At 50.1% G+C, this 22,564-nt stretch carries 18 protein-coding genes; all 18 read right to left on the bottom strand.

All coding sequences use genetic code 11. The annotated features are described in order from the left end of the window. Positions 1-23: 23 nt before the first annotated feature. Positions 24-3,095: a diguanylate cyclase domain-containing protein gene (locus ACXAGX_RS05995; protein ID WP_474837195.1), complete on the bottom strand. Its 3,072-nt coding sequence runs from the start codon at positions 3,093-3,095 to the stop codon at positions 24-26. Between the two features lie 221 nt (positions 3,096-3,316). After that, positions 3,317-4,228, bottom strand: coding sequence for a UDP-3-O-acyl-N-acetylglucosamine deacetylase (gene lpxC / locus ACXAGX_RS05990; protein WP_474821249.1), 912 nt, complete (start codon positions 4,226-4,228; stop codon positions 3,317-3,319). A 156-nt stretch (positions 4,229-4,384) separates the two neighbouring features. Beyond that, on the bottom strand, positions 4,385-5,548 hold the full coding sequence (gene ftsZ, locus ACXAGX_RS05985) for a cell division protein FtsZ (RefSeq protein WP_070125003.1): 1,164 nt from the start codon (positions 5,546-5,548) through the stop codon (positions 4,385-4,387). 107 nt (positions 5,549-5,655) lie between these two features. Beyond that, positions 5,656-6,885: a cell division protein FtsA gene (gene ftsA, locus ACXAGX_RS05980; protein WP_070125095.1), complete on the bottom strand. Its 1,230-nt coding sequence runs from the start codon at positions 6,883-6,885 to the stop codon at positions 5,656-5,658. 20 nt (positions 6,886-6,905) lie between these two features. After that, complete coding sequence (locus ACXAGX_RS05975) at positions 6,906-7,634, bottom strand: cell division protein FtsQ/DivIB (RefSeq protein ID WP_070125002.1); 729 nt, start codon at positions 7,632-7,634, stop codon at positions 6,906-6,908. A 6-nt stretch (positions 7,635-7,640) separates the two neighbouring features. After that, positions 7,641-8,591: a D-alanine--D-alanine ligase gene (locus ACXAGX_RS05970; RefSeq protein ID WP_474821240.1), complete on the bottom strand. Its 951-nt coding sequence runs from the start codon at positions 8,589-8,591 to the stop codon at positions 7,641-7,643. Continuing rightward, positions 8,591-10,036, bottom strand: coding sequence for a UDP-N-acetylmuramate--L-alanine ligase (gene murC, locus ACXAGX_RS05965; protein ID WP_474821236.1), 1,446 nt, complete (start codon positions 10,034-10,036; stop codon positions 8,591-8,593). The genes ACXAGX_RS05970 and murC overlap by 1 nt, the downstream gene beginning before the upstream one ends. Next, entirely contained in the window at positions 10,036-11,109 is a 1,074-nt protein-coding gene (gene murG, locus ACXAGX_RS05960) for an undecaprenyldiphospho-muramoylpentapeptide beta-N-acetylglucosaminyltransferase (protein WP_474837193.1), read from the bottom strand. The genes murC and murG overlap by 1 nt, the downstream gene beginning before the upstream one ends. After that, positions 11,102-12,412 carry a cell division protein FtsW gene (ftsW, locus tag ACXAGX_RS05955; protein WP_474821230.1) on the bottom strand — a complete coding sequence of 437 codons (1,311 nt, stop codon included), beginning with the start codon at positions 12,410-12,412 and terminating at the stop codon, positions 11,102-11,104. Before ftsW ends, murG begins: the two co-directional genes overlap by 8 nt. Further along, complete coding sequence (gene murD / locus ACXAGX_RS05950) at positions 12,409-13,719, bottom strand: UDP-N-acetylmuramoyl-L-alanine--D-glutamate ligase (RefSeq protein ID WP_474837191.1); 1,311 nt, start codon at positions 13,717-13,719, stop codon at positions 12,409-12,411. Before murD ends, ftsW begins: the two co-directional genes overlap by 4 nt. Positions 13,720-13,721: 2 nt before the next feature. Then, the gene (mraY, locus tag ACXAGX_RS05945) at positions 13,722-14,804 is read right to left on the bottom strand and encodes a phospho-N-acetylmuramoyl-pentapeptide-transferase (protein WP_070124995.1); all 1,083 of its coding nucleotides are present in this window, start codon (positions 14,802-14,804) and stop codon (positions 13,722-13,724) included. Beyond that, on the bottom strand, positions 14,798-16,201 hold the full coding sequence (locus tag ACXAGX_RS05940; RefSeq protein ID WP_474837189.1) for a UDP-N-acetylmuramoyl-tripeptide--D-alanyl-D-alanine ligase: 1,404 nt from the start codon (positions 16,199-16,201) through the stop codon (positions 14,798-14,800). Before ACXAGX_RS05940 ends, mraY begins: the two co-directional genes overlap by 7 nt. After that, the gene (locus ACXAGX_RS05935; protein ID WP_474837187.1) at positions 16,201-17,727 is read right to left on the bottom strand and encodes a UDP-N-acetylmuramoyl-L-alanyl-D-glutamate--2,6-diaminopimelate ligase; all 1,527 of its coding nucleotides are present in this window, start codon (positions 17,725-17,727) and stop codon (positions 16,201-16,203) included. Before ACXAGX_RS05935 ends, ACXAGX_RS05940 begins: the two co-directional genes overlap by 1 nt. Continuing rightward, the gene (locus tag ACXAGX_RS05930; RefSeq protein ID WP_474821216.1) at positions 17,717-19,492 is read right to left on the bottom strand and encodes a peptidoglycan D,D-transpeptidase FtsI family protein; all 1,776 of its coding nucleotides are present in this window, start codon (positions 19,490-19,492) and stop codon (positions 17,717-17,719) included. The genes ACXAGX_RS05935 and ACXAGX_RS05930 overlap by 11 nt, the downstream gene beginning before the upstream one ends. Next, a complete protein-coding gene (gene ftsL, locus ACXAGX_RS05925; protein ID WP_070124987.1) occupies positions 19,489-19,830 on the bottom strand; it encodes a cell division protein FtsL in 342 nt (113 codons plus the stop codon). The genes ACXAGX_RS05930 and ftsL overlap by 4 nt, the downstream gene beginning before the upstream one ends. Further along, complete coding sequence (gene rsmH / locus ACXAGX_RS05920; protein WP_474821210.1) at positions 19,827-20,762, bottom strand: 16S rRNA (cytosine(1402)-N(4))-methyltransferase RsmH; 936 nt, start codon at positions 20,760-20,762, stop codon at positions 19,827-19,829. Before rsmH ends, ftsL begins: the two co-directional genes overlap by 4 nt. Further along, positions 20,759-21,217, bottom strand: a complete 459-nt coding sequence (gene mraZ, locus ACXAGX_RS05915; protein ID WP_070124983.1) for a division/cell wall cluster transcriptional repressor MraZ — start codon at positions 21,215-21,217, stop codon at positions 20,759-20,761. Before mraZ ends, rsmH begins: the two co-directional genes overlap by 4 nt. A 330-nt stretch (positions 21,218-21,547) precedes the next feature. After that, positions 21,548-22,501: a pectinesterase family protein gene (locus ACXAGX_RS05910; RefSeq protein ID WP_474837185.1), complete on the bottom strand. Its 954-nt coding sequence runs from the start codon at positions 22,499-22,501 to the stop codon at positions 21,548-21,550. Between the last annotated feature and the right edge of the window lie 63 nt (positions 22,502-22,564).

Raw genomic sequence — 22,564 nt, 5'->3', positions numbered from 1 at the left:
TCTCACAAAGTCGTTTTTTGCTGCTAATCACTGGATGCTCCCTTGTCCGCCGACAGCACTTGTAGAGCATCAATCACGTGCGCAGAGCCGCGCATTGTGAGCGCCTCCTGCGTCAATAACGCATCGGGTGTCTGGTGAATGACTGCATCTGCAATAGCATCGCGAGCGTGATCGGCTGGTGAGAGTAACAGCCAACCGTCTTTACCCTGTCGTTTCACCAAATACATAGCTTTATCTGCCAGCACCAGTGTGTGCTGCCAAACCCATTTATGGTGTTGAACAGGCGCATGAAAGCAAATGCCCACAGAACAGGTTGGCGGTGATTTGGCAATAGCGGCTGGCCACGTTGCTTGTTGCATTGCCTTTGTCATTCCAGTGATAAATTCGGCAGGAGAAGCATTACCGTTAAGGATGATAAGAAATTCTTCTCCGCCCCAGCGAATTAAATGATCGTTGTAAGCTACGTGCTGGTGCAAGACCTTGCTGAACTTCATCAGCACTTCATCACCCACTGCGTGGCCATAGGTGTCATTGAGTGCTTTAAAATTATCAATGTCGAGCAATACGGCATATACGCCTTGCTTCCGCTCAGCTCTATCAAGGATAGTCTTGATATTGCAATCGTGATAGCGGCGGTTGTTCAAACCGGTAAGCGCATCACTCAGACTGGCTTTTTTCAGCTGCGAATTTGCTTCAGCAAGCTGTTGATTCGCCGCATCTAACTCACGGGTGCGCGATTGAACGACATCTTCCAGTCGTTGTTTTGCACGCTGTAAACGTATGGTTCGGACATAGAAAAATCCCCACAGGACTAACATACCAGCAATTAAGAACAGGAATCGCATCCAAGGTTGTTCATACCAGAAAGGCGTAATACTGAACTGGAAAGTCGCGCCTTCACTCCATTGATTTTGCTCTTTTAGCCTGCTTTGCACTTCAAAGGTGTAATTTCCTTTTGGCAGGTTGGTGTAGAAAGCTTCCCGTCTTCCACCTACGTTAGTCCATTCAGGATCGTATCCCACTAGCCGATAGCGAAAAGTCAGCGCACTATTTCGATAAAACAGCGGCGTGGTATATCTGAATTGCACATTGCGAACACCAACGGGTAATTCGGGCTCACCAGAAAAATACTGCTTGTTGCGGGTTTTCAGAGACTCGACCACCGTTGATAGCGGGCGCTCTCGGGTGAGAGCCTGTTTTAAGTCAAGTCTGGCAACATTGTTTAGTGTAGGCAGATAGAGATGATTGTCTTCCAATATTCCCCTACCACTTCCGGCGCCATTACAGCATCGAATCCCATCTGCATCCGCTTCCTGGCCGTAATCATCAATTATCAATTTTGCATCTGGTTTACCTTCCGTAGTGAGTGACTGTTTACTCATTTGGTAAACACCGCGCAATGTTGAAACGATCAACTTGTCGCTGTCTTCCGCCATAAACATCACTCCGGCAGCGGGTAATAAATCCGGTGTCATCCACCGCCAACCGTCAGAGTTTTTCACTGCAAAACCAGACTGAAAGGTGCCAACGACGATACGACCATCAGAAAGCTGACCTATATAAGACACAGAGGTCTCTGACAGTGTTTTATCATCGGTATATGACCGCGCTTTACCATGAGTAAACTGATACACGCCCCTTGCAGTACCTACCCACAACGTGTTTTTGTTGTCGACAAACACATAGCGAATATTCACTGTGCTTAGCTCAAATTCTGCAGTCATATTCTGCAACGCGTTATCTTTCCAACGAAACAAACCGCCGAATGTAGCTATCCACACGGCACCATCATCGCCTTCAGCAATGCTGTTGATTTGATGGTTGTCGAGCATAGGAAAGGATTGCCTGATGCTAAAATCTGCATTCAGCAGCACCAGACCAGCCCGCGTTCCAACCCAGTATTGTTCATTACTATCGGTAAATAACGAATACACGACTTTGTTGGGTAAACGTTGGTCTGCGACGACCTGCGTAAACCGCTTATTTGCATAGAGAAACAGTCCACGGTTAGTGCCTACCAAAATCCCGTTTTTGCTGTGAGTAAACGTCCAAACATAGGACTCTGCGAGCCCTTCAGCCTCACCCAACCGGCGAGTGCCATCGAAGCGTAGGCGCTGAATCCCGTGGGTACGACTGCCAAACCACAGGTCTCCCCATCGGTCTTCGAAGCCGGTAACAAACCAAGGCGCCGTTTTGCCATCGATTTCACTGATTTCTTCAACGAGCTGATCTTTAACAATTTGCAGTAAGCGCTGGTTTCCAGCCACCCAGAGGTTGCCATAGCTGTCTGCAAAGGTGAGCTCTATGCTGTCTGGTATTTCCAATGCGTTAAGCTTGTATGACGAAAGTTGTAGATTGTCATCAAGCTGCATTAAGCCTGAAGTGGTACCAAGAACAAGGCGATTTTCGTAGAGGGCCATGCTAGTGATATGGGTTCTATCTTCGAGCGATGCGAGGTCGATTTCCTGTACGACACGGGCGTCACCTATGGAAAGTAAACGTTGATCGGTTGCTACCCAGAGTTCATCAAATTTTACCGTCAGTGCAGTAACCTGCGTGACTGGCAATTGTGTCACCGCTTCATCGCTATGCGAATTGGATTTATCGGCGTGCGAAACATCAATACGATACAAGGCATCACCGCCCGCATAAATAGCGCCTTCAAACCATACGATATCGTCAATTCTACCAAGCGGATTATCGGCAAATGTGATTTCCCGGATATGGTTATCGGTACAAATAGTGATAAGACGATCGGTAGTGCCCACCCACACCACACCGTCGGGCGCGACAAACACTTTTCTTAATAGCGGATCGGCAAATAACGGAGAAATGCTGCCGTCAAAAACCTCGAAATGGTTGCCGTCAAAACGGGCTAATCCACCTTCGGTAGCAACCCAAATATAGCCGCGGGGATCTTCAGCAATGCTAATTGCGGAAATTTGCGGTAAGTGACTCCGGGTATCCCACAAACGCTGATGGTACTCACTGAAAGCAACCACCTTGTCGGAGTTGATTGGTGAAGCCGAGACAAATTGTAATGAAATGAGGAAGAAGCTAGCAGTACAAGCTAATAAGATTTCACTGCGTCGCACCACAACCCTGTGGAATGTTACAAAACAAGCCAGCCAGAACTCCATAAGCTGCTGTATATCCCTATAATTATGAAGCAGTAAGATAGGCTTATAATCTTAATAAATCAGATTTAAGCTTTAAAGTTAGGGTGTTATACACCCCCGCTTCCTGATCATACCTAACCAGAAGTAACGAAGATTAAAAAAAAGCCGCTTCAATAAGCGGCTTTTAAAATAGTAATTTATGCGATGACCGGCGCTGCGTAGCGAATTGGCATCTCTTCCTGGTTTTCGTACGTCACGTATTCCCAGCAATCTTGCTGTTCCAATACTGCGTTCAACAGTTTATTGTTGAGGCCGTGACCGGTTTTATACGCGGCTAACTCACCAATAATGCTATGACCACCCATGTATAGGTCGCCCACTGCATCCAGAACTTTGTGCTTAAGGAATTCATCGTCATAACGAAGACCTTCAGGGTTCAGAATACGGAAGTCATCCAACGCAACGGCGTTTTCCATGCTACCACCCAACGCTAAGTTGTTGGCATTCATGTATTCCAAATCACGCATAAAACCGAAAGTACGCGCACGGCTTACTTCGTCTACATAAGAATTGCTGTCGAAGTCCATAACCATGTGCTGATTTGTTTGGCTGATAACCGGGTGATCGAAGTCGATACGGAAATCCACACGGAAACCATCGTAAGGACGCAGTTCTGCCCACTTGTCGCCATCTTCCACGCGTACGGTTTTAGTAATACGAATGAAACGCTTCGGCGCGTTTAACTCTTCAATACCGGCCGTCTGCAGCAGAAATACGAACGGGCTTGCGCTTCCGTCCATTATTGGCAGCTCATTGCTGTCGACTTCTACAATGATGTTGTCAATGCCCAGACCGGCCAGAGCCGAAGCAAGGTGTTCAACAGTGTGAATGCTGACACCATCTTCATTGTTTACACACGTACACAGCATGGTATTGCCCACAGCGTTCGCACGCGCAGGAATATCTACAAACGGGTCCAGGTCGATGCGACGGAACACAATACCTGTGTTCGCAGGCGCAGGCCGGAGAGTCATAGTGACCTTTTCCCCTTTGTGCAAACCAATACCGGTTTCTTGTACCGATTGTTTGATTGTACGTTGTCTAATCATTTCGTTGCTTTTACCTGTTCAAAAAGCGGTCGCGCAGTATATAGACTAAAGTTCAGTCTGTCAAATTTCTGTCATGCGCAGCCTTGGTTAAACACCAACTTCTTATACATTGACAACAATATCAGAAAAAAGTTTCCTGATATTAACAGCTTAGTCTTAGTCAGCCTGTTTACGCAGGAACGCTGGAATATCTAAATACTCCAAATCGCTACCTGGCTGAACGTCATTCTCGACTTTCAGTGCCTGATTACCGTCGGTACCGCCAACACTACGCTGTTCGGTAGCATGCGAGGTACCAAATTCACGGGCCGCAGAAGACAAACGAGAACCTTCAGAGCTCACCAGGGAGATATCAGGCTTGCGCTCAGCGCCAATACCGGTTGCAACTACCGTTACGCGCAGCTCGTCACCCAGCTCCATGTCGATAACCGTACCCACAACCACAGTGGCGTTCTCTGAAGCAAACGCTTTAACCGCGTTACCCACAGTTTCGAATTCGTCGATAGAGAAATCAGGACCCGCAGTAATATTCACCAGAATACCGCGCGCACCAGACAAGTCGATGTCTTCCAGCAGCGGGCTGGCAATTGCCGCTTCAGCAGCTTCTTCTGCACGGTCAGAACCTGATGCCACACCGGTACCCATCATTGCGCTGCCCATTTCTGACATCACTGTTTTCACGTCGGCGAAGTCAACGTTAATCAGACCAGGACGGGTGATCAGTTCAGCTATACCTTGCACCGCACCGCTAAGTACGTTGTTGGCTTCACTGAATGCTTGCAGAAGAGGTGTGCCTGGGCCCATCACTTTCAGCAGTTTTTCGTTAGGAATGGTGATCAGTGAGTCAACGTTTTTCGCCAGCTCAACAATACCTTGGTCAGCAAAAGCAGTACGCTTTTTACCTTCGAAAGGAAACGGTTTGGTGACAACCGCAACGGTCAGAATACCCATTTCACGTGCGATACGCGCAACTTCAGGGGCTGCACCAGTTCCGGTACCACCGCCCATACCCGCCGCGATAAACACCATATCGGCGCCATCAAGAGACTGGCGGATAGTTTCGCGATCTTCATGGGCCGCTTCACGACCAATGTTTGGATCGGCACCTGCACCTAAACCTTTGGTGACAGAGGAACCAATTTGCAGTGTCACGTCTGCGCTTGAACTGCGCAGTACCTGGGCATCAGTGTTCACCGCAATGAACTCAACACCCTCGATATTTTGTGTCACCATGTGTTCTACAGCATTACCACCGCCGCCACCGACGCCGATAACTTTAATTACGGCTTCTTCGCCGTGGCTATCCATTAACTCAAACATACTTACTCTCCGGATTGGTACGTCTAACAACACTAAGCCAGGTCATATACGACGGTCGGATGCCTCCATGCGACCGTATGCCGAGTCTTAGCGCCCCCAAAATAAAATTAAAATTCACCTTTAAACCAGCTTTGCACGCGCTGAAAGAAACTTTCGCCGGACTTCTGCTTACTGGTCTTTTTATTATCTGCTTGCATTTTGCCGTAGTGGAGCAAGCCCACAACGGTTGCAAAGCTTGAATCATCGGTATACTCCGATAATCCGCGCATATTTATTGGTTTGCCCACTCTCACGGGCATTTGGAAGATTTCTTCCGCAAATTCAACAGCGCCTTCCATCTTGGCGGTACCGCCCGTCAGAACCAGCCCTGCTGCAATTTGTTCTTCAAATCCACTGGCACGGATCTCTTTCTGCACCAGCTCAAATAATTCCTGATAACGAGGTTCTATCACCTCTGCCAGGGTGTGTCTGGACATGGCTCTGGCAGGTCGACCGCCCACACTGGGCACTTCGATATTTTCTTCCATGCTGACCATGTCTTTCAGCGCACAGGCGTAATTCACCTTAATTTCTTCCGCGTTACTGATTGGCGTACGGAAAATCTTTGCAATATCACTGGTTATCTGGTTACCCGCAACCGGGATCACAGCAGTGTGACGAATTGCGCCGTCGGTGTAAATGACAATATCCATGGTTCCGCCACCGATATCCACTACACATACGCCCAGTTCACGTTCATCATCGGTAAGAACCGCGTAACTTGATGCCAGCGCTGAGAAAATAAGCTGATCTGAACTCAGATCACAACGCTCAATACACTTCACCAAATTCTTGGCCATATCATCCGCACAGGTGATGATATGCGCTTCGGCTTCCATTCTTACGCCTGACATGCCAACCGGGTTTTTAATTCCTTCCTGCACATCAATGGTAAATTCCTGCGGCAGCACGTGAAGCAAACGACGTTCTGATGCAATCGGCACTGAACGGGCAGCGTGGATCACGTTGTCTACGTCTTCCTGCGTCACTTCCTGATTGTTAATCGGTACCATGCCACTTTCGTTCTGGCATTTCACATGGCGACCTGAAATCGACATAAACACCGAAGAAACCTGACAATCTGCCATCAGTTCCATTTCACTGACTGCACTTTGTACTGACTTAACCACCAAATTGAGATCGTTTACGCCGCCTTTGTCCATGCCCTGCGCATTATGGGTACCAACGCCTACAATACTGATCTGATCGTCTGCCAGCAATTCACCGACAACGGCTTTCACTTTGCTGGTTCCGATATCCAGTCCGACAATCAGATTGCGTTCAGCAGTTTTTGACATGGTATTTTTAAACTCTCTCATTAACTTTTTTCATCTTCCGCTTCCTGCCAGCCTACTGCCAGCCCGGTGTCATAACGTAAATCCACGTACTTCACCGCTTTGGGTTGCTTCGCCAGCAGCGGATAAACATCAATAAATCGCTGCAAACGATCGATAAATTCCTGTCGGCCCAGATTCAATTCTATGCCATTTTCAAGCTGTATCTGCCAGGCGAAGCGCTCGCTCAGTGACATTTCAGCAATCGGCATCGCCGTTGTTGCTAATAGTGACTGCATGGCGTTGTAACCTTCCAATGCCGTTTTCTCACTACCACCGGGACCAAATAACTTTGGCAGACCTAAGTCATCTGCACTGGCGTTAAAAGTTTCACCGTAAGGATTCAGCAAAAAATCATCATTCCACTGTGCCACGGGCTGTTGCTCAACCAGGTAAATCTTCAGCGTATTCGGCCACTGTTTGCGAACCGATGCGCGATAAACCCAAGGCTGCGCCTCTACCAGCTTGTATACTTCGTTCACATCGAGGGCAAAAAAACTGCCGGGCTGCGACTGCCTGATCAAACGCTCAAGCCGGGTAACGTTCACATGACTGAAATCGCCGGAAAAATCCACTACCTGAACCGGTGCCCGCTGGGCGTCCTGCAGGTATTCCTGAATTTTCACGCCGCCCACAATCAGACCGGTAATCACTGCCAGCAGAAACGCTACGCCGGACCAGAATCGGATCTGTTTGTGTCTTACTTCAGTCATGCAGGTTTACGCCTCATGCTCAGTTAAACTGGTTGCTAGAATTTCCAGCGTCAGTTCATCAAAACTCAGGCCAGCCACTTTGGCTGCTTTCGGTACCAGACTCTTTTCAGTCATACCTGGAACCGTATTTGCCTCAAGCAAATAAAACGTTCCGTCAGCAGCTTGCATAACATCGATGCGACCCCAGCCGCTGCACGACAACGCTTTAAACGCACGAAGCGAAAGCGCTGCCAGCTCAGCTTCTCTGTCTTGTGACAGACCACTGGGACAGTGATACACGGTGGTATCGTCTTGATACTTTGCCGCGTAATCATAAAAGTTATGGGGGGTAGACATGCGGATCGACGGCAATGCCCTGCCCTGCAAAACAGAGACAGTGAACTCGGGGCCATCGATGTACTGCTCTAACAGGACCTGATTATCGTACTTAAAGGCGTCCTGAACGGCAGTTTCTAGTTGTTTAGCGCTTGTCACTCTCGCCATCCCGATACTGGAACCTTCTCGGGCGGGCTTGACCATGACTTCATTCCCCAATTCCATCATTATAGCCGCGCATGATCCAGCTTCAAAGTCACTTTTGTCAGCAATTTGATATTTTGCCGTAGATAATCCAAGGGTTTGCCAGATTTGCTTGGTGTGGATCTTGTCCATTGCCAATGCAGATCCCAACACGCCACTGCCAGTGTATGGTATTTTCAGGTGCTGCAGCGCACCCTGCATTGCGCCGTCTTCTCCGCCGCGACCATGTAACATGATTAATACACGATCGGTTTTTTCATCAACTAATTCAGTTAGTTGCCTTTCCGCAGGGTCGAATACATACGCATTTACCCCCTGTCTTAAAAGGGCATTAAATACCGCTTCGCCCGACCTAAGAGACACAGCGCGCTCGGCGGATTCACCGCCAAACATGACCGCTACACGACCAAATTTCTGAACATCTGCCTGCTCAAACATTACTGCCACTCACGTTGAAATTTTTTTGGTTCTAATTCTGAATTTGCCAATTTTCTGGCAATCTGGCCGATATTACCTGCTCCCTGGGTCATGATCACGTCGTTTTCCTGCATCACACTGGCAAGGATATCGGCCAGTGAATCCGGCTCACCAACGTAAATCGGTTCCACTTGTCCTCGCAGACGAATCGACCGGCACAATGCTTTACTGTCGGCACCGTCAATGGGCTGCTCGCTGGCCGCGTAAACGTCGAGCAGCAATAACACATCGACCTGAGATAAAACATCAACAAAGTCTTCGTATAAATCTCTTGTGCGGGTGTATCTGTGAGGCTGATACACCATAACCAGTCGCTTATCTGGCCAGTTCGTTCTCGCTGCGGCGATGGTGGCTTTTACCTCTGTCGGATGGTGACCGTAGTCATCCACCAGGCATACATCACCCTTACTGGTAGAAAACTCACCCAGCACTTCAAAACGACGACCTATACCGCCAAAACCTTTAAGCGCTTTGACTATGGATTCATCGTCCACACCTTCATCGGTAGCAACTGCGATTGCTGCCAGCGCGTTCAGCACGTTATGCATACCGGTGAGATTCAAGGTAACTCGAAGAGCCGGCATGTCAGGGCGAACCACATCGAACTCAGCCTGACCGAAACGTAGCTGCACGTTTTCGGCCCGCACATCATTAGCGGCATCAAGGCCGTAGGTCAGAATGTTTCGCCCAATGCGCGGACGTAGAGACTGAATCACCTCATCATCGCCACACAAGATAGCCTGACCATAAAACGGCAAGTTGTGCAGGAATTCGATATAGGTGTCTTTCATCTTGTTGAAGTCACCTTCATAGGTGCCCATGTGGTCCGGCTCAATATTCGTGACCACGGAGACCATAGGTTGAAGATGCAGGAAAGACGCATCGCTTTCGTCAGCTTCAGCAATCAGATAGCGACTTTTACCCAAACGGGCATTAGTGCCAGCACTGTTAAGCAGGCCACCAATCACAAACGTCGGGTCCCAGCCAGCTTCGGCGAAGATAGTGGAAATCAAACTGGTAGTTGTGGTTTTCCCGTGCGTACCCGCGATGGCAATTCCATGACGGAAACGCATCAATTCGGCCAGCATCTCAGCGCGGCGAATAATGGGAATACGATGTTCCCGGGCATAACGAATTTCCGGGTTTGCCTCGTTAATAGCACTGGATACCACCACGACATCGGCGCCCACCACGTTATCTTCGTGATGGCCGATAAATATCTCCGCGCCCAGTTCTTCCAGGCGCGCTGTCATCGCACCAGCCTGAATATCAGACCCGGCAATGTCGTATGTTTCATTGAGTAGTACTTCTGCAATACCGCCCATTCCCGCGCCACCGATACCGATGAAGAAAATACGTTTTACTTTGCGCATTTGCGGGCTCTGGAATGGTTTTTCACCTACCATCAGGCTTTCTCTCCTGTCAGCAGTTCGCATTGTTCTACGACCTGCTGTGTTGCATTTATGATCGCCGCCTGACGGGCTTTTTTCCCCATATTCAGGCACGATTGGGGTTGACGCAGCCAGCCTTCCAGCACTTTGCCCAACCCGCTTTCTAATTCTGTTTGCGGCAATAACACCGCGGCGCCCTCATCGACCAATGAGCGGGCATTTTTAGTTTGGTGGTTATCCACGGCATGGGGCAAAGGAACAAATACCGCAGGTAACCCTGCAGCAGCAACCTCTGCCACCGTCAATGCACCCGCGCGACAAACTATACAGTCGGCCCATGCATAGGCAGCTGCCATGTCTGCGATAAAATCGCTTACCTGTACGTCCACACTGCCCGATGCATAAGCAGCACGCACCGATTCGGTATTGCCTTTGCCTGCCTGATGACGGATTGTCAGGCCATACAGGTTTTTGCACACCGCTGGCACGCCCTCGTTCAGCGCTTTCGCACCGAGGCTGCCGCCAATCACCAGCATGCGCAGAGGTGAGTGGGTTTCAGTTTTATCTGCCAGGGCGACAATCTCTTTTCGTACCGGATTGCCAACCGTCATACATTTAGACGCGGCCCCCTCAAAGCCACCGCGGGCATTGCCGAATCCCAACATGATCCGCTTTGCCAGTTTACCCAGCATACGGTTAGTCATACCAGCAGCGGCGTTCTGCTCGTGAATCATCAGCGGAATACCACGTAACCAGGCAGCAACACCGCCAGGGCCACTGGCGTAGCCGCCAAAGCCAACCACCAGATCGGGTTTCAGCTGCCCCATCAGTTTTCGCGCTTCTCCCATGCCTTTAAGCAGTGCCATGACGCCGCTAACACGGGCTGATAAGCCTTTACCACGCAACCCCTTCACATGAATGAAGTGGATGGGAAAACCATGTTCTGGTACCAACTGTGCTTCCATTCTTTCTGCGGTACCCAGCCAGTGTACGTCCCAGCCTTTTGCTTTCAGCGCATGGGCCACCGCTAGCCCGGGGAACACATGTCCACCGGTACCACCCGCCATAATCAGGCAACGCTTAGTCATACTGCGCCTCCTGCTCTACATCTTTCAGCATGGCGCGAATATCATCCTTACTCTTCTGCTGGGTTTCTTTATCTGCTGTATTGTCTTCAGCTTTTTTGATTCTTTGCTGCTTCTTACGTTGGTTTTTACGTTCAATGGCTTGTACACCATCGACACGTAATTCAAAATCGATTCGCATCAGCATGGCAATGGCTACCATCATGACAATTAGGCTTGTCCCCCCGTAACTAATGAGGGGCAGCGTTAATCCTTTGGTGGGCAGAATACCCGCACTGGCACCAATGTTTACCGCGGTTTGGAAACTCAGCCAAATGCCAATGCTATAAGCAAGGTATCCTTCAAAAGGTCGCTGCTTCGCTAATGCGTGATTACCAATTTTAAGTGCCTTAACAACCAGATATAGAATAAGCGCGAGTACCGCTAATACGCCCACAAAGCCGAGTTCTTCGGCCAGAATCGCCATTATAAAATCGGAGTGCGCCTGGGTTAAAAATTCCAGCTTTTGATAACTGTTGCCCAAGCCCTGCCCCAGCCAACTGCCGCGGCCATAAGCCATAAGAGACTGCGTTAACTGATAACCGCTACCGAAAGGGTCTGCCCAAGGGTCAAGAAATGAAGTTACCCGGCGCATACGGTATTCCTCGAACACGATCAGGAATACGATGGCCAGCAAACCCACAAAGACAATGGCGAAGAACTGCCAGAGCCGCGCCCCGGCAAGGAACAGCAAGCCCATGGTAGTGGTAAACATTACCACTACGGTTCCGAAGTCGGGTTGCAGCAGCAGTAAAATAGCGACCACAAAGAAAACAACCAGAGGCTTTAAGAACCCTTTGATGTTTTCCGTTACCTCCTCATACCGGCGTACCAGATACCCGGCGAGATAAGTGAAGAAAAAAAGTTTAGCCGGTTCCGCGGGCTGTAACGTAAGGGGGCCAATCACAATCCAGCGGGTACTGCCGTTAATTGACCGCCCCACCGCAAGTACCGCCAGCAGCATACCTATAGCCGCAAGCAGCAACCAGGGATTCACTTTGCGCCAGAAACTCATGGGGATCTGTATCACTACGCCCGCAGTAAGCAATGCAAATAACAGGTAAATACCGTGTCGAATGGAGAAGTAAAACGGATTGCCATAAAGACGGTCTGCCACCGGCATAGACGCCGACGTCACCACTACCAGACCCAGCGTAGCCAGGGCAATCGCCACCAGTAATAAACCGGTATCATATGGTGAAGCCGACTTCGCCTCACCGTGGCGCTGAGCAAAAATATCTGACAATTTGGTGGCCGCCTCACTCATTTTGCGGTGACCTCCATGATTGCATCGGCAAACACTTTCGCGCGATGGGCGTAGTTGTCGAACATATCAATACTGGCACAGGCTGGCGAAAGTAACACCATGTCGCCAGGTTCGGCCTGCTGAGCAGCAAGCTTCACCGCACTGGGTAGATCAGGTAAATATTGAGAACCCGGCACCAGCTCGCTAATCGCTTTACCATCTTTACCAACGGTAATGACTAAATCCACGTAGCGATTGAAGGGGGCTTTAAGCGCTGTAAGATCAGCCCCTTTTCCGTCACCACCCGCAATCAGAATAAGCTTGCCGGTTTTGGTGCCCCCTAATCCTTCAAGGGCCGCCAGGGTCGCGCCCACATTGGTTGCCTTGGAATCGTCAATCCAGCGCACACCATTGGTATTGGCAATTTCTACACAGCGATGCGGTGCAGGCTCGAAGGATTTCACCGCTTCACAGGCCGTGTCGATTTTTAACCCGGCAACCAATGCCAGTGACAGTGCCGCCTGAATGTTCAGCACATTGTGACTGCCCACCAGTTTAACCGACGCCATATCAAGGACAGGCTTACCCTGCCAGGTAATGTAATTGTCGGTCAAACCAAAATCTTTCGCTGAGGACTGTGCCTGGAATGCTGTCTGCTTCGCTACCTTTGCAGCTGGATAGGTTTCTTCGTGGCCTTGCCACACCACCGCGTGTTCACAATGGGCAAAAATACGCTGTTTGGCGGCGGCGTACTCCGCCATCGTACCGTGACGGTCGAGATGATCGTCAGTCACGTTTAAAATGGTGGCACCTAGCAGATTCAGTGAGGAGGTGGTTTCGAGCTGAAAGCTTGATAATTCGAGTATCAGAAAATCCCATTCCTCGCCCACAGTTTCCAGCACCGGGCGACCCACATTTCCTGCCGCACAGGCTTTCAGACCTGCTTGGTTTAGAATATGGGTGAGCAATAAGGTTACGGTGGTTTTACCATTCGAGCCAGTGATACCAAATGCCGGGATACGCTGCAGGCGAGCGAACAGCTCCACGTCACCGATCACTTCCACTCCGGCTAGTTTTGCGCTTTTCACCGACGCATGAGACGGTGAGATGCCCGGACTCAATACCAAAGTGTCTACGCCTTCCCAATAACCAGGAGGCAACTCACCCAAAGTTACGGGTTGCGTAAAGCTTTCTGGAACCACGGCGTTTACGCGGGTATCCCACACTTTGACGGTAGCGCCAGTGGCAGATAAAAAGCGCACAACAGACTGACCGGTCAATCCAAGACCGGCCACCACTACCTGTTGAGAAGCGAGTAATTCGTTCATCGTCACCGTAACTTCAGCGTTGCCAGACCAACCAGCACCAGAATTAATGAAATGATCCAGAAGCGCACAATCACGCGGGGTTCTGGCCAACCTTTAAGTTCAAAATGGTGATGGATGGGCGCCATGCGGAAAATGCGCTTGCCGCGGAGCTTAAACGAACCCACTTGCAGAATTACCGATACAGTTTCCATTACGAATACGCCGCCCATAATAATAAGCACGATTTCCTGACGCACCAGTACCGCCAACACACCCAGCGTACCGCCAAGGGCCAGCGAGCCCACATCGCCCATGAATACCTGTGCCGGATAGGTGTTAAACCAGAGAAAACCAAGACCGGCACCAACGATGGCAGTACACACAATTACCAATTCACTGGTCAGCGGAATGTGCGGAATATTCAGATAAGTGGCAAAATTAAAGTTACCTGTTACGTAGGCAAATATGGACAACGCACCAGCCACCAGAATAGTAGGTACAATAGCCAGTCCATCGAGGCCGTCGGTGAGGTTTACCGCGTTAGAAGTGCCCACCACAGCAAAGTACACCACAACCAGGTAGAACAGCCCCAACTGTGGCATGACTTCCTTGAAGAATGGCACCAGTAGTGACGTCTCTTGCGGCAGCGTGGACGACGCATAAAGATAAAACGCCACACCCAGCGCAATCACTGACTGCCAGAAGTATTTCCAACGAGCAATGAGGCCTTTTGAATCTTTACGCACTACTTTGCGGTAGTCGTCGACAAAACCAATGATGCCGTAGCCAATCACCACGGCAAGGGTAACCAACACATAGCGATTGGTGAGGTCGCCCCATAGCAGCACACTGATCACAATGGCAGATAAAATCAACAAGCCGCCCATGGTGGGCGTACCCGCCTTAGACAAATGACTTTGCGGACCGTCATCGCGGACAGTCTGGCCAATTTGCAAACGCTGTAGCCAGCGAATCATTTTTGGCCCAATTACAATGGCAATCACCAGTGCAGTGAGCGTGCTTAATATGGCACGCAGAGTAAGGTACGAGAATACAAAGAATCCCGGTTCGTATTGTTTAAGCCAGTCGGCCAGCCACATCAACATGCTATTCGCTCCCGACGGCGTTCAAACTTTCCCAGGCGAGATACCTCGATGGCATCTACAACCCGTTCCATTCGCGAGCTTCGCGAACCTTTAACTAAAACAGAAATATCACGCTGATCGGCCATTAGCACATCCGTAAGCGTTTCCATCAACGCATCCACGTCACTGAAATGAAAACCGCTGTCACCGTAAACCGCGCTGGCGCTTTGGCTAAGCACACCCAAGGTGAACAGGTAATCGATGCCTTTTTGTTGCGCATATTTGCCCACTTCCTCGTGGTAGTAGCGCGCTTTCTCACCAAGCTCTGCCATATCACCCAGAATGAGTACACGTAACCCGGAGAAACTAGAAAGTGTGTCGATAGCGGCATTCACCGAGGCGACGTTAGCGTTATAAGTGTCATCAAGCAGGCGGAAGTGCGCAGATAATGCTTTAACATTCAGGCGGCCCTTCACTTGCGCCATATTGAGCAAGCCGTCTTTCACGTCTTCAAGGGTCGCACCTACCTGCATGGATAATGCCGCAGAAACCAACGCATTGCCTACGTTATGAATGCCAGGAATGCGAAGTTGCACCGCGGTTTGCCCCTGTGGGGTCACCATGTTGAATTCAGCACAGCCATCCAGTCCAACAGTGATATCTTCAGCGGTGAAATCCGCCGTATTCTGTTGCTGCGGAGAGAATGTTAGTGAGTGGTTGTATTTGAGTTTACCTAACCAGAATTCTGCAAACTGGCTGTCAGCATTAACAATGGCAGTGCCAGATTCACCTAAACCTTTAAAAATCTCGCTTTTTGCCCGCGCAACGCCAAGCAAACTGCCGAAGCCTTCCAGGTGAGACGCCGCGGCGTTCACAATGGTCGCCACATCGGGTTTTACTAAATCGGTGGTATAGGCAATTTCACCCAAATGATTGGCACCTAGCTCCATCACCGCGAAGTCATGTTCAGGCTCAAGACGTAACAGCGTCAGAGGCACGCCAATGTCGTTGTTGAAGTTTCCGGCAGTAGCCAGCACGTTGCCTCGACGAGCAAGAATAGCCGCCGTCATTTCTTTTACTGTGGTTTTACCGCTACTACCGGTTACCGCGATGGTTCTTGGTGCCACTTCAGCCTTCACTGCTGCACCGAGTAAACCCAGCGCGAGCTTGGTATCGGCAACTTTAATAACCGGCAACGAGGTGCTGATTTCTTCACTGGCAATCACAGCACTGGCACCAGCCTTTTCTGCTGATGCCACGAACCGGTGACCGTTAAAATTATCGCCGCACAGGGCGATATACACATCACCCTTTTGCAGCGTACGGGTATCGGTACTTACCCCGTTAACTTCCTGATCATCCCCTTTCAGGGTGCCTTTTACTTTGTCGGCGATCCAGGAGAGTGTAGTCAGAATCATTAGCTGTACTCCCTTTGCAAGCGTGCTACAACGGCGCGCTCGTTATAATTGTTCTTGTGTTCACCGATGATCTGATAATCTTCATGGCCTTTACCCGCCACGAGGATCAGATCCTCCGGAGCTGCCTGTTCCAGGCAGTGGCGAATGGCCTTTTCTCTGTCCGGCTCATCCACCGCACATTGCGGTTGTGTCAGTCCGGTACGAATATCTGCTGCGATAGCGGCTGGCGATTCTGAACGGCTGTTGTCGGTAGTGATGATCACGTGATCAGCCCCTTTCTCAGCCGCCTGTCCCATTAGCGGACGTTTACCCTTGTCTCTGTCGCCACCACAACCAAACACGCACCATACGTCGCTGTTGGTATGGTCACGGGTACTCAGCAGAGCTTTTTCCAGTGCGTCCGGCGTGTGAGCATAATCCACAATCACGTTAGCGTGCGTTTCAAAACGGAATACTTCCATGCGCCCTGCCACTGGCGACACTTTCGGCAGCAACGACACCACATCTTCAAAACGCTGCCCCTGCACCAACATCACAGCAATTACCGCCAGCAGGTTGTGCACATTAAATGCGCCTAAAAGCGGTACGTTGATGTCGCGGCTTCCCCAACTGGATACCAGTCTGAACTGACAACCATCGGGATGATATTTCACATTTGTGGCCAAACAATGGCGATCTTCGGGCTTTTGCGCTTCCAATTCGGTTAAACCAAACCAAACCGTTTCCACCCCTTCGGGTTTATGGCTATGCCAATTCGCGCTTTCCTCATCATCTTTATTCAGCACCACCGTTTTCACTGCAGGAAGTTTCATCGCCAGGCGCTTTGCTGCGGCGTAGTCTTCCATGGTGCCGTGATAGTCGAGATGATCTCTGGACAGGTTGGTAAACACAACGATATCGGTATTCAGCTGACTTAGACGCCCCTGCACTAAGGCGTGGGATGAGGCTTCAAAAGCCACCTGACGGGCGTTGTGTTGCACAAAGTCTGCCAACAAATACTGCATCCGAATAGCGTCGGGCGTGGTGTTACCACCCGGGGTGGGCAGCCAGTCGGTATTGCTGCCTTCATACAGGCCTGCACCCAGCGTGCCTATTGCCGCACAGCGGGTTCCGCCCAGTGTGGTAAGTTGCGACAACATTTGCACCACAGAGGTTTTTCCATTGGTGCCGGTTACCGCTACCGTTTGCAATTTAGTGGCGGGATAGTCGTAAAAAGCACCAGCCAGCGAGCTCAATATGTCTGTTAATTCATACAGATGCACAATAATTGTGGTACCGCGCATTTCCATACGGCCGTGCTCACGCACCTTTTCAGTTTGCGCAAGAATGGCTTTCGCGCCCAGACTAATAGCCTGCGGAATAAATTCACGCCCATCCTGGCTGTGGCCTTTCACTGCCACAAAGGCCAATTTCGGGGTAACGCGACGGCTATCCAGGGTGAGCCCCCGAATGCGAACGTCTGGCGCGCTGATTCCAAATTTTTGCAGCAGAACGCCGAGGCTCTGCTCAAATTTGCTAACCACCATTGCTGCCTCCGTTGAGCCATTTCGTTGAAGTCACCTGTTTGTCGTCTGGTGCCACGTTCATCAGTTGCAGCGCACCACCCATGATTTCAGAAAATACAGGCGCAGCAGTATCACCGGCGTAATAAAGATCGCCCGCCGGTTCGTTTATCAACACCACGGTGGCGATCTGCGGATCAGACAATGGCGCCACACCAGCAAAAATATTCACGTACTCATCACCGTAACCGCCAGCAACCGCTTTACGGCTGGTCCCGGTTTTCCCACCTACACGGTAGCCAGGTACCGCCGCTTTTGGCGCAGTACCGCCTCGCAACACCACGCTTTCCATCATTTCCAGTACCGCCCGGGCATTTTTCTCAGATACCACACGTTGTGGCTGCGGACGATAAACGTCAGATTCAGGCTGCTGCACGATGCGCAGCGGCATGCTGATACCGCCATTGGCCAGGGTGGCATACATGCGGGCTAGCTGTGCGGTTGTTACCGAAATACCGTAACCGAAAGATAAGGTGGCCAGTTCGAAATCAGACCAGCGCGTGCGCTCATGGAATAATCCGTTGCTTTCACCGGGCATATTGATACCGGTGTCAGATGTCAGCCCCATGCTGTAAACCATATTCAGCAAGAAGGGTTTAGGTACGCCCAGCGCCAGTTTAGACGTTCCCATGTTGGATGAATGCTGAATGATTTCTTCCAGCGTAAGTTTGCCCAGATTGCGATGATCTTTTACCAGGCTGCCACCCAAGCGCATCCACCCTGGATAGGTGTCTACGGTATCGCCCACTTTCACACTGCCGTATTCCAATGCCGACAGCACGGCAAGGGGCTTTAATGACGAGCCGGGTTCAAAGGCATCGGTGATGGTGCGGTTACGCATACGATGAGGCGACGCATTCCCGCGATCATTCGGGTTAAACGACGGCGCGTTAACCATTGCTAGCACATCGCCAGTATGGATATCTACCACGATGGCCGATGCAGAGGCGGCCTGGAAATACATCATCGCTTCTTTAATTTCGCGGTAGGCTAACGCCTGAATTCGCTGATCGATGGTGAGCTTTAAATTCCCCGCTTCTTCGCCATCGGTGGATTTCAGTACTTCCACGGTACGCCCTTTAGCGTCACGACGAATCACCCGGGAGCCCGGCGTGCCGGTTAACCAGTCATCATACTGGCGCTCCAGGCCTTCCAAACCAGAATCGTCCACATCAGTAATACCGATAAGCTGTGCTGTTACCTCACCATTGGGATAGTAACGACGGCTTTCACGGCGCAGATAGATACCGGGAATGTCCAGTTTGTCTACGTAGTCGGCCATGGCCGGTGAAACCTGACGTTGCAGGTAAACAAACCGACGTTTTGGATTTTGCACCTTGCTGCGCAAGTCTTCAACATCGCGGCCAAGCACATCGGCCAGGGCTTCCCAGCGTTCGTACTGCTCCAGGCCGCCTTGCTCGTGGATAATTTTTGGATCGGCGTAAATTGCTCGCACCGGCACACTCACCGCCAGTTCCACGCCGTTGCGATCAGTGATAATGCCGCGATAGGTAGGCATGTCTTTGGTGCGCATGGTCCGGTTGTCACCTTGCGCAATGAGGTTATCTGGCGCAATCACTTGAATATAGGCAGCACGCACGCCAAGGCCCACAAAAACGGCAATGACTAGCACAATAACCAGCATAAAACGCCATTGCATGAAGGAAGGCGTCACGTTCTGCTTAGCGCCTTTTTTCGTTTTTTTCGCAGGCAGGGCAAATATGCTCATTTTAACTTCACCACGACTTCTTCGTCCGCTGAAGGACGGTACATGTTAAGTTGCTTCTGCACTTCGTTTTCAATGCGGTTGTGCTCGGTAAGCGCCCGCTGTTCCAGCACCAGGTTCCGCCACTCCACGTCCAGATCATCTTTCTGCTGCATCAGGTTTTCCATGGCCATATTTTGCTGTCGATTCAGGTGACTCCCCAGCACCACCGCCATAGCGGTAGACACAACCATTAAATACAACAAAACCCGCAACTTGTTGCGGGTCAAATCGGAGACCAGGATCAGTACTAAACTGAAATTTGTCGGAGACGTCGTCCGTGAATTCTGCCCCTCGCTCATAGCTTCTCGGCCACCCTTAACACAGAGCTTCGGGAACGCACATTCTGTGCAATTTCCTCCTTCGACGGCTTCATCTTGCCAAGTGCCTTGAGCACCTTATCAGCATCGATTTCAGCCTGGGTGACAGGCAGGTTTGCGGGCACCACCTTGCCCCGACTTTGGTCTTTCATAAACCGTTTAACCAGGCGGTCTTCAAGAGAATGGAACGAAATAACGGCTAAACGGCCGTCTTTTGCCAGTACTTCTACTGCCGCTTTCAGGCCTACACGAAGTTGATCAAGCTCCGCGTTGATGTAAATACGGATCCCCTGGAATGCACGAGTTGCAGGGTGTTTAAATTTATCTTTCACTGGCACCGCTTCATCAATCAACGCAGCCAGTTCAGCAGTGCGGGTGAGCGGCTGAGTTTTACGGCGCTCGACAATGGCATGCGCAATACGCTTACCGAACTTCTCTTCGCCAAATTCTTTGATAACCTGCGTGATGTCTTGCTCGTCGGCATGTGCCAGCCACTGGGCGGCACTCTGGCCACGACTGGTATCCATACGCATGTCTAGGGGACCATCTTTCATGAAGCTGAAACCACGCTCAGCATCATCAAGTTGCGGCGACGATACGCCTAAATCCATCAGCACACCGTCGATTTTACCGGTAAGCGACATTTCGTTGATAACACGGGCCATTTCACCGAACGGCTCATGCACAATAGTAAAACGGTTATCGTCTTTAAAACGTTCGGCAGCAGCAATAGCTTGAGGATCGCGATCAAACGCAATCAAGCGGCCATGTTCGCCGAGTGATTCGAGAATGCGTGCAGAGTGACCGCCACGTCCGAACGTGGCATCGATATAGATACCGTCAGGCTTAATGGCCAACGCCTCGATACATTCCTCCAGCAACACCGAAATGTGTTTAAACGGGGTGTTGCTCATAGTGAGAATTCCTGCAGACGATCAGTAAGTTCAAATGCACCATCGCGCTCAGTTTCCATATCTGCATCAATCTGTTTAGCCCAGATATCTGCATCCCAGATCTCAAATTTGTTAAGCTGTCCGACAAGCATGACTTCTTTGCTGAGTTTGGCGTGTTGACGTAAAGGTGCGGGGAGAAGGAAACGGCCGCTCTTGTCCATGTCACCTTCGGTGGCATAACCAAGTAGCAGCCGCTGCATCCGGCGTTCAGCCGGAACCATACTGGAGAACTTACTCAGTTTGAGTTCGATCTCCTCCCATTCAGGAAGTGGGTAAAGTAGCAAACAACTTTGTTGTGTATCGATTGTGCAGACCAGTTGTCCGTTACAATCATCCAGAAGTGACTGGCGGTATTTTGTTGGTATAGCCAGTCTACCTTTGGGATCCAGATTGATTGCATTAGCGCCGCGGAACATTCCCCTAGCCTTTTATATTTTTGTGCTCTTGTTGTTCTTGTTTTCTGAGTACCAATCTGCAATTCGTTGATGACTCGATCCACAATTCGCCACATTTACCCACTTGCTAGACAGTTTGGTCTCTACTTTCCCCACTGTCAAGGAAAAACAAGGCTAAAACCCGCGTAAACACTGGGCTGGAGACTGTTTTTATATACAGCACTATTTGTAAAGTAACTGAAAAGATTAAAAAAGAGTCAGATTTGATACGTGAAAAGTTTTTGAAGAAACAAAAAATAATTGGTTGAAGCCCCGTTTTTCGGGGCCTGCAAAGCGATCAATAAGTGGAGTTTAGATCGCTTTTTTCGGATTCCAGCCCCGGAGGATGTTGGCTTGGGTATATTTCGCTGCTTGTTCTGGCTCCAGTGTGTGTTGCCACGATACGCGCTTAGGTGACATTGCTCCTGCCCCTTTGTTACCTGAAACACCATACCGACTGGTTGTCTCTTTAGAAGGGTCCCTCCAATTATGCCAGCCTGCTGGGTGGACATGTCCATTGAGTGTACTGTTCATAATGGTAGTCGCTGCAAACTGACGCCATGGACGTCCTAAATAGACATTGTTGACACCGTCAGGCGCAGTAAACCGGCTATTGTGAAACACCAATCCATAAGGTTGATTTAAAGGCGTTGAGGCAGCGGTAACGTATGTATTACTCAGTAGAGATCGAATTTCACAGTTTTCAAAAAGCGCTGTGCCTTCACCGAAAATGAAATCCACGGACCCAGTTACAAGGCTGTTTTCAAAGTAAGTACGATGCCCTTCCCCTGCTACATAGAGTGTGTCCTGGTATCCTTCAATACTGACATTAAAGAAAGCGGCTTTGTCTGCTTCTACATGTAGTGCAACAGCCTGACCCACTGGTCCCGCCGTGTTTCTTATTGTCAGGTTCTCAGCGCTGAAGTCATTACCAGCAACACGCAGAGTATAAGTGTGAAACGTGCTGTTTCGTCCAAGCCCCAGCTTGTCGAAATGGTCGTCAAACGTAATGATGGTATGTTCCCGGCTTTCACCAATCATTTTTAGACGGGTATTCCAGGCGTAAACATTGACTTTTTCTTTGTAAGTGCCGTTTTTAATGAATAGGACGATATCTGTCCACGGGAACGCTTTAGTGGCGTGAATGGCATCCTGAATTGAAGTGAAATCTCCAGAGCCATCTTTGGCAACCACTAACCGGGTTTCATAATTTTGAGCAACCGTGCTGAAACTGAACAGCATGAAAAGCAAATAAACGAATCGCATCCTTTCTCCTATTAAAAAAAAAGCAGACAGCCGTGGCTGCCTGCTTTGGTTAGTTAAACCAAT

It is taken from the genome of Alteromonas sp. ABV4_515 (genome assembly GCF_056160345.1).
This window is presented reverse-complemented; position numbering and strand designations above follow the sequence as displayed.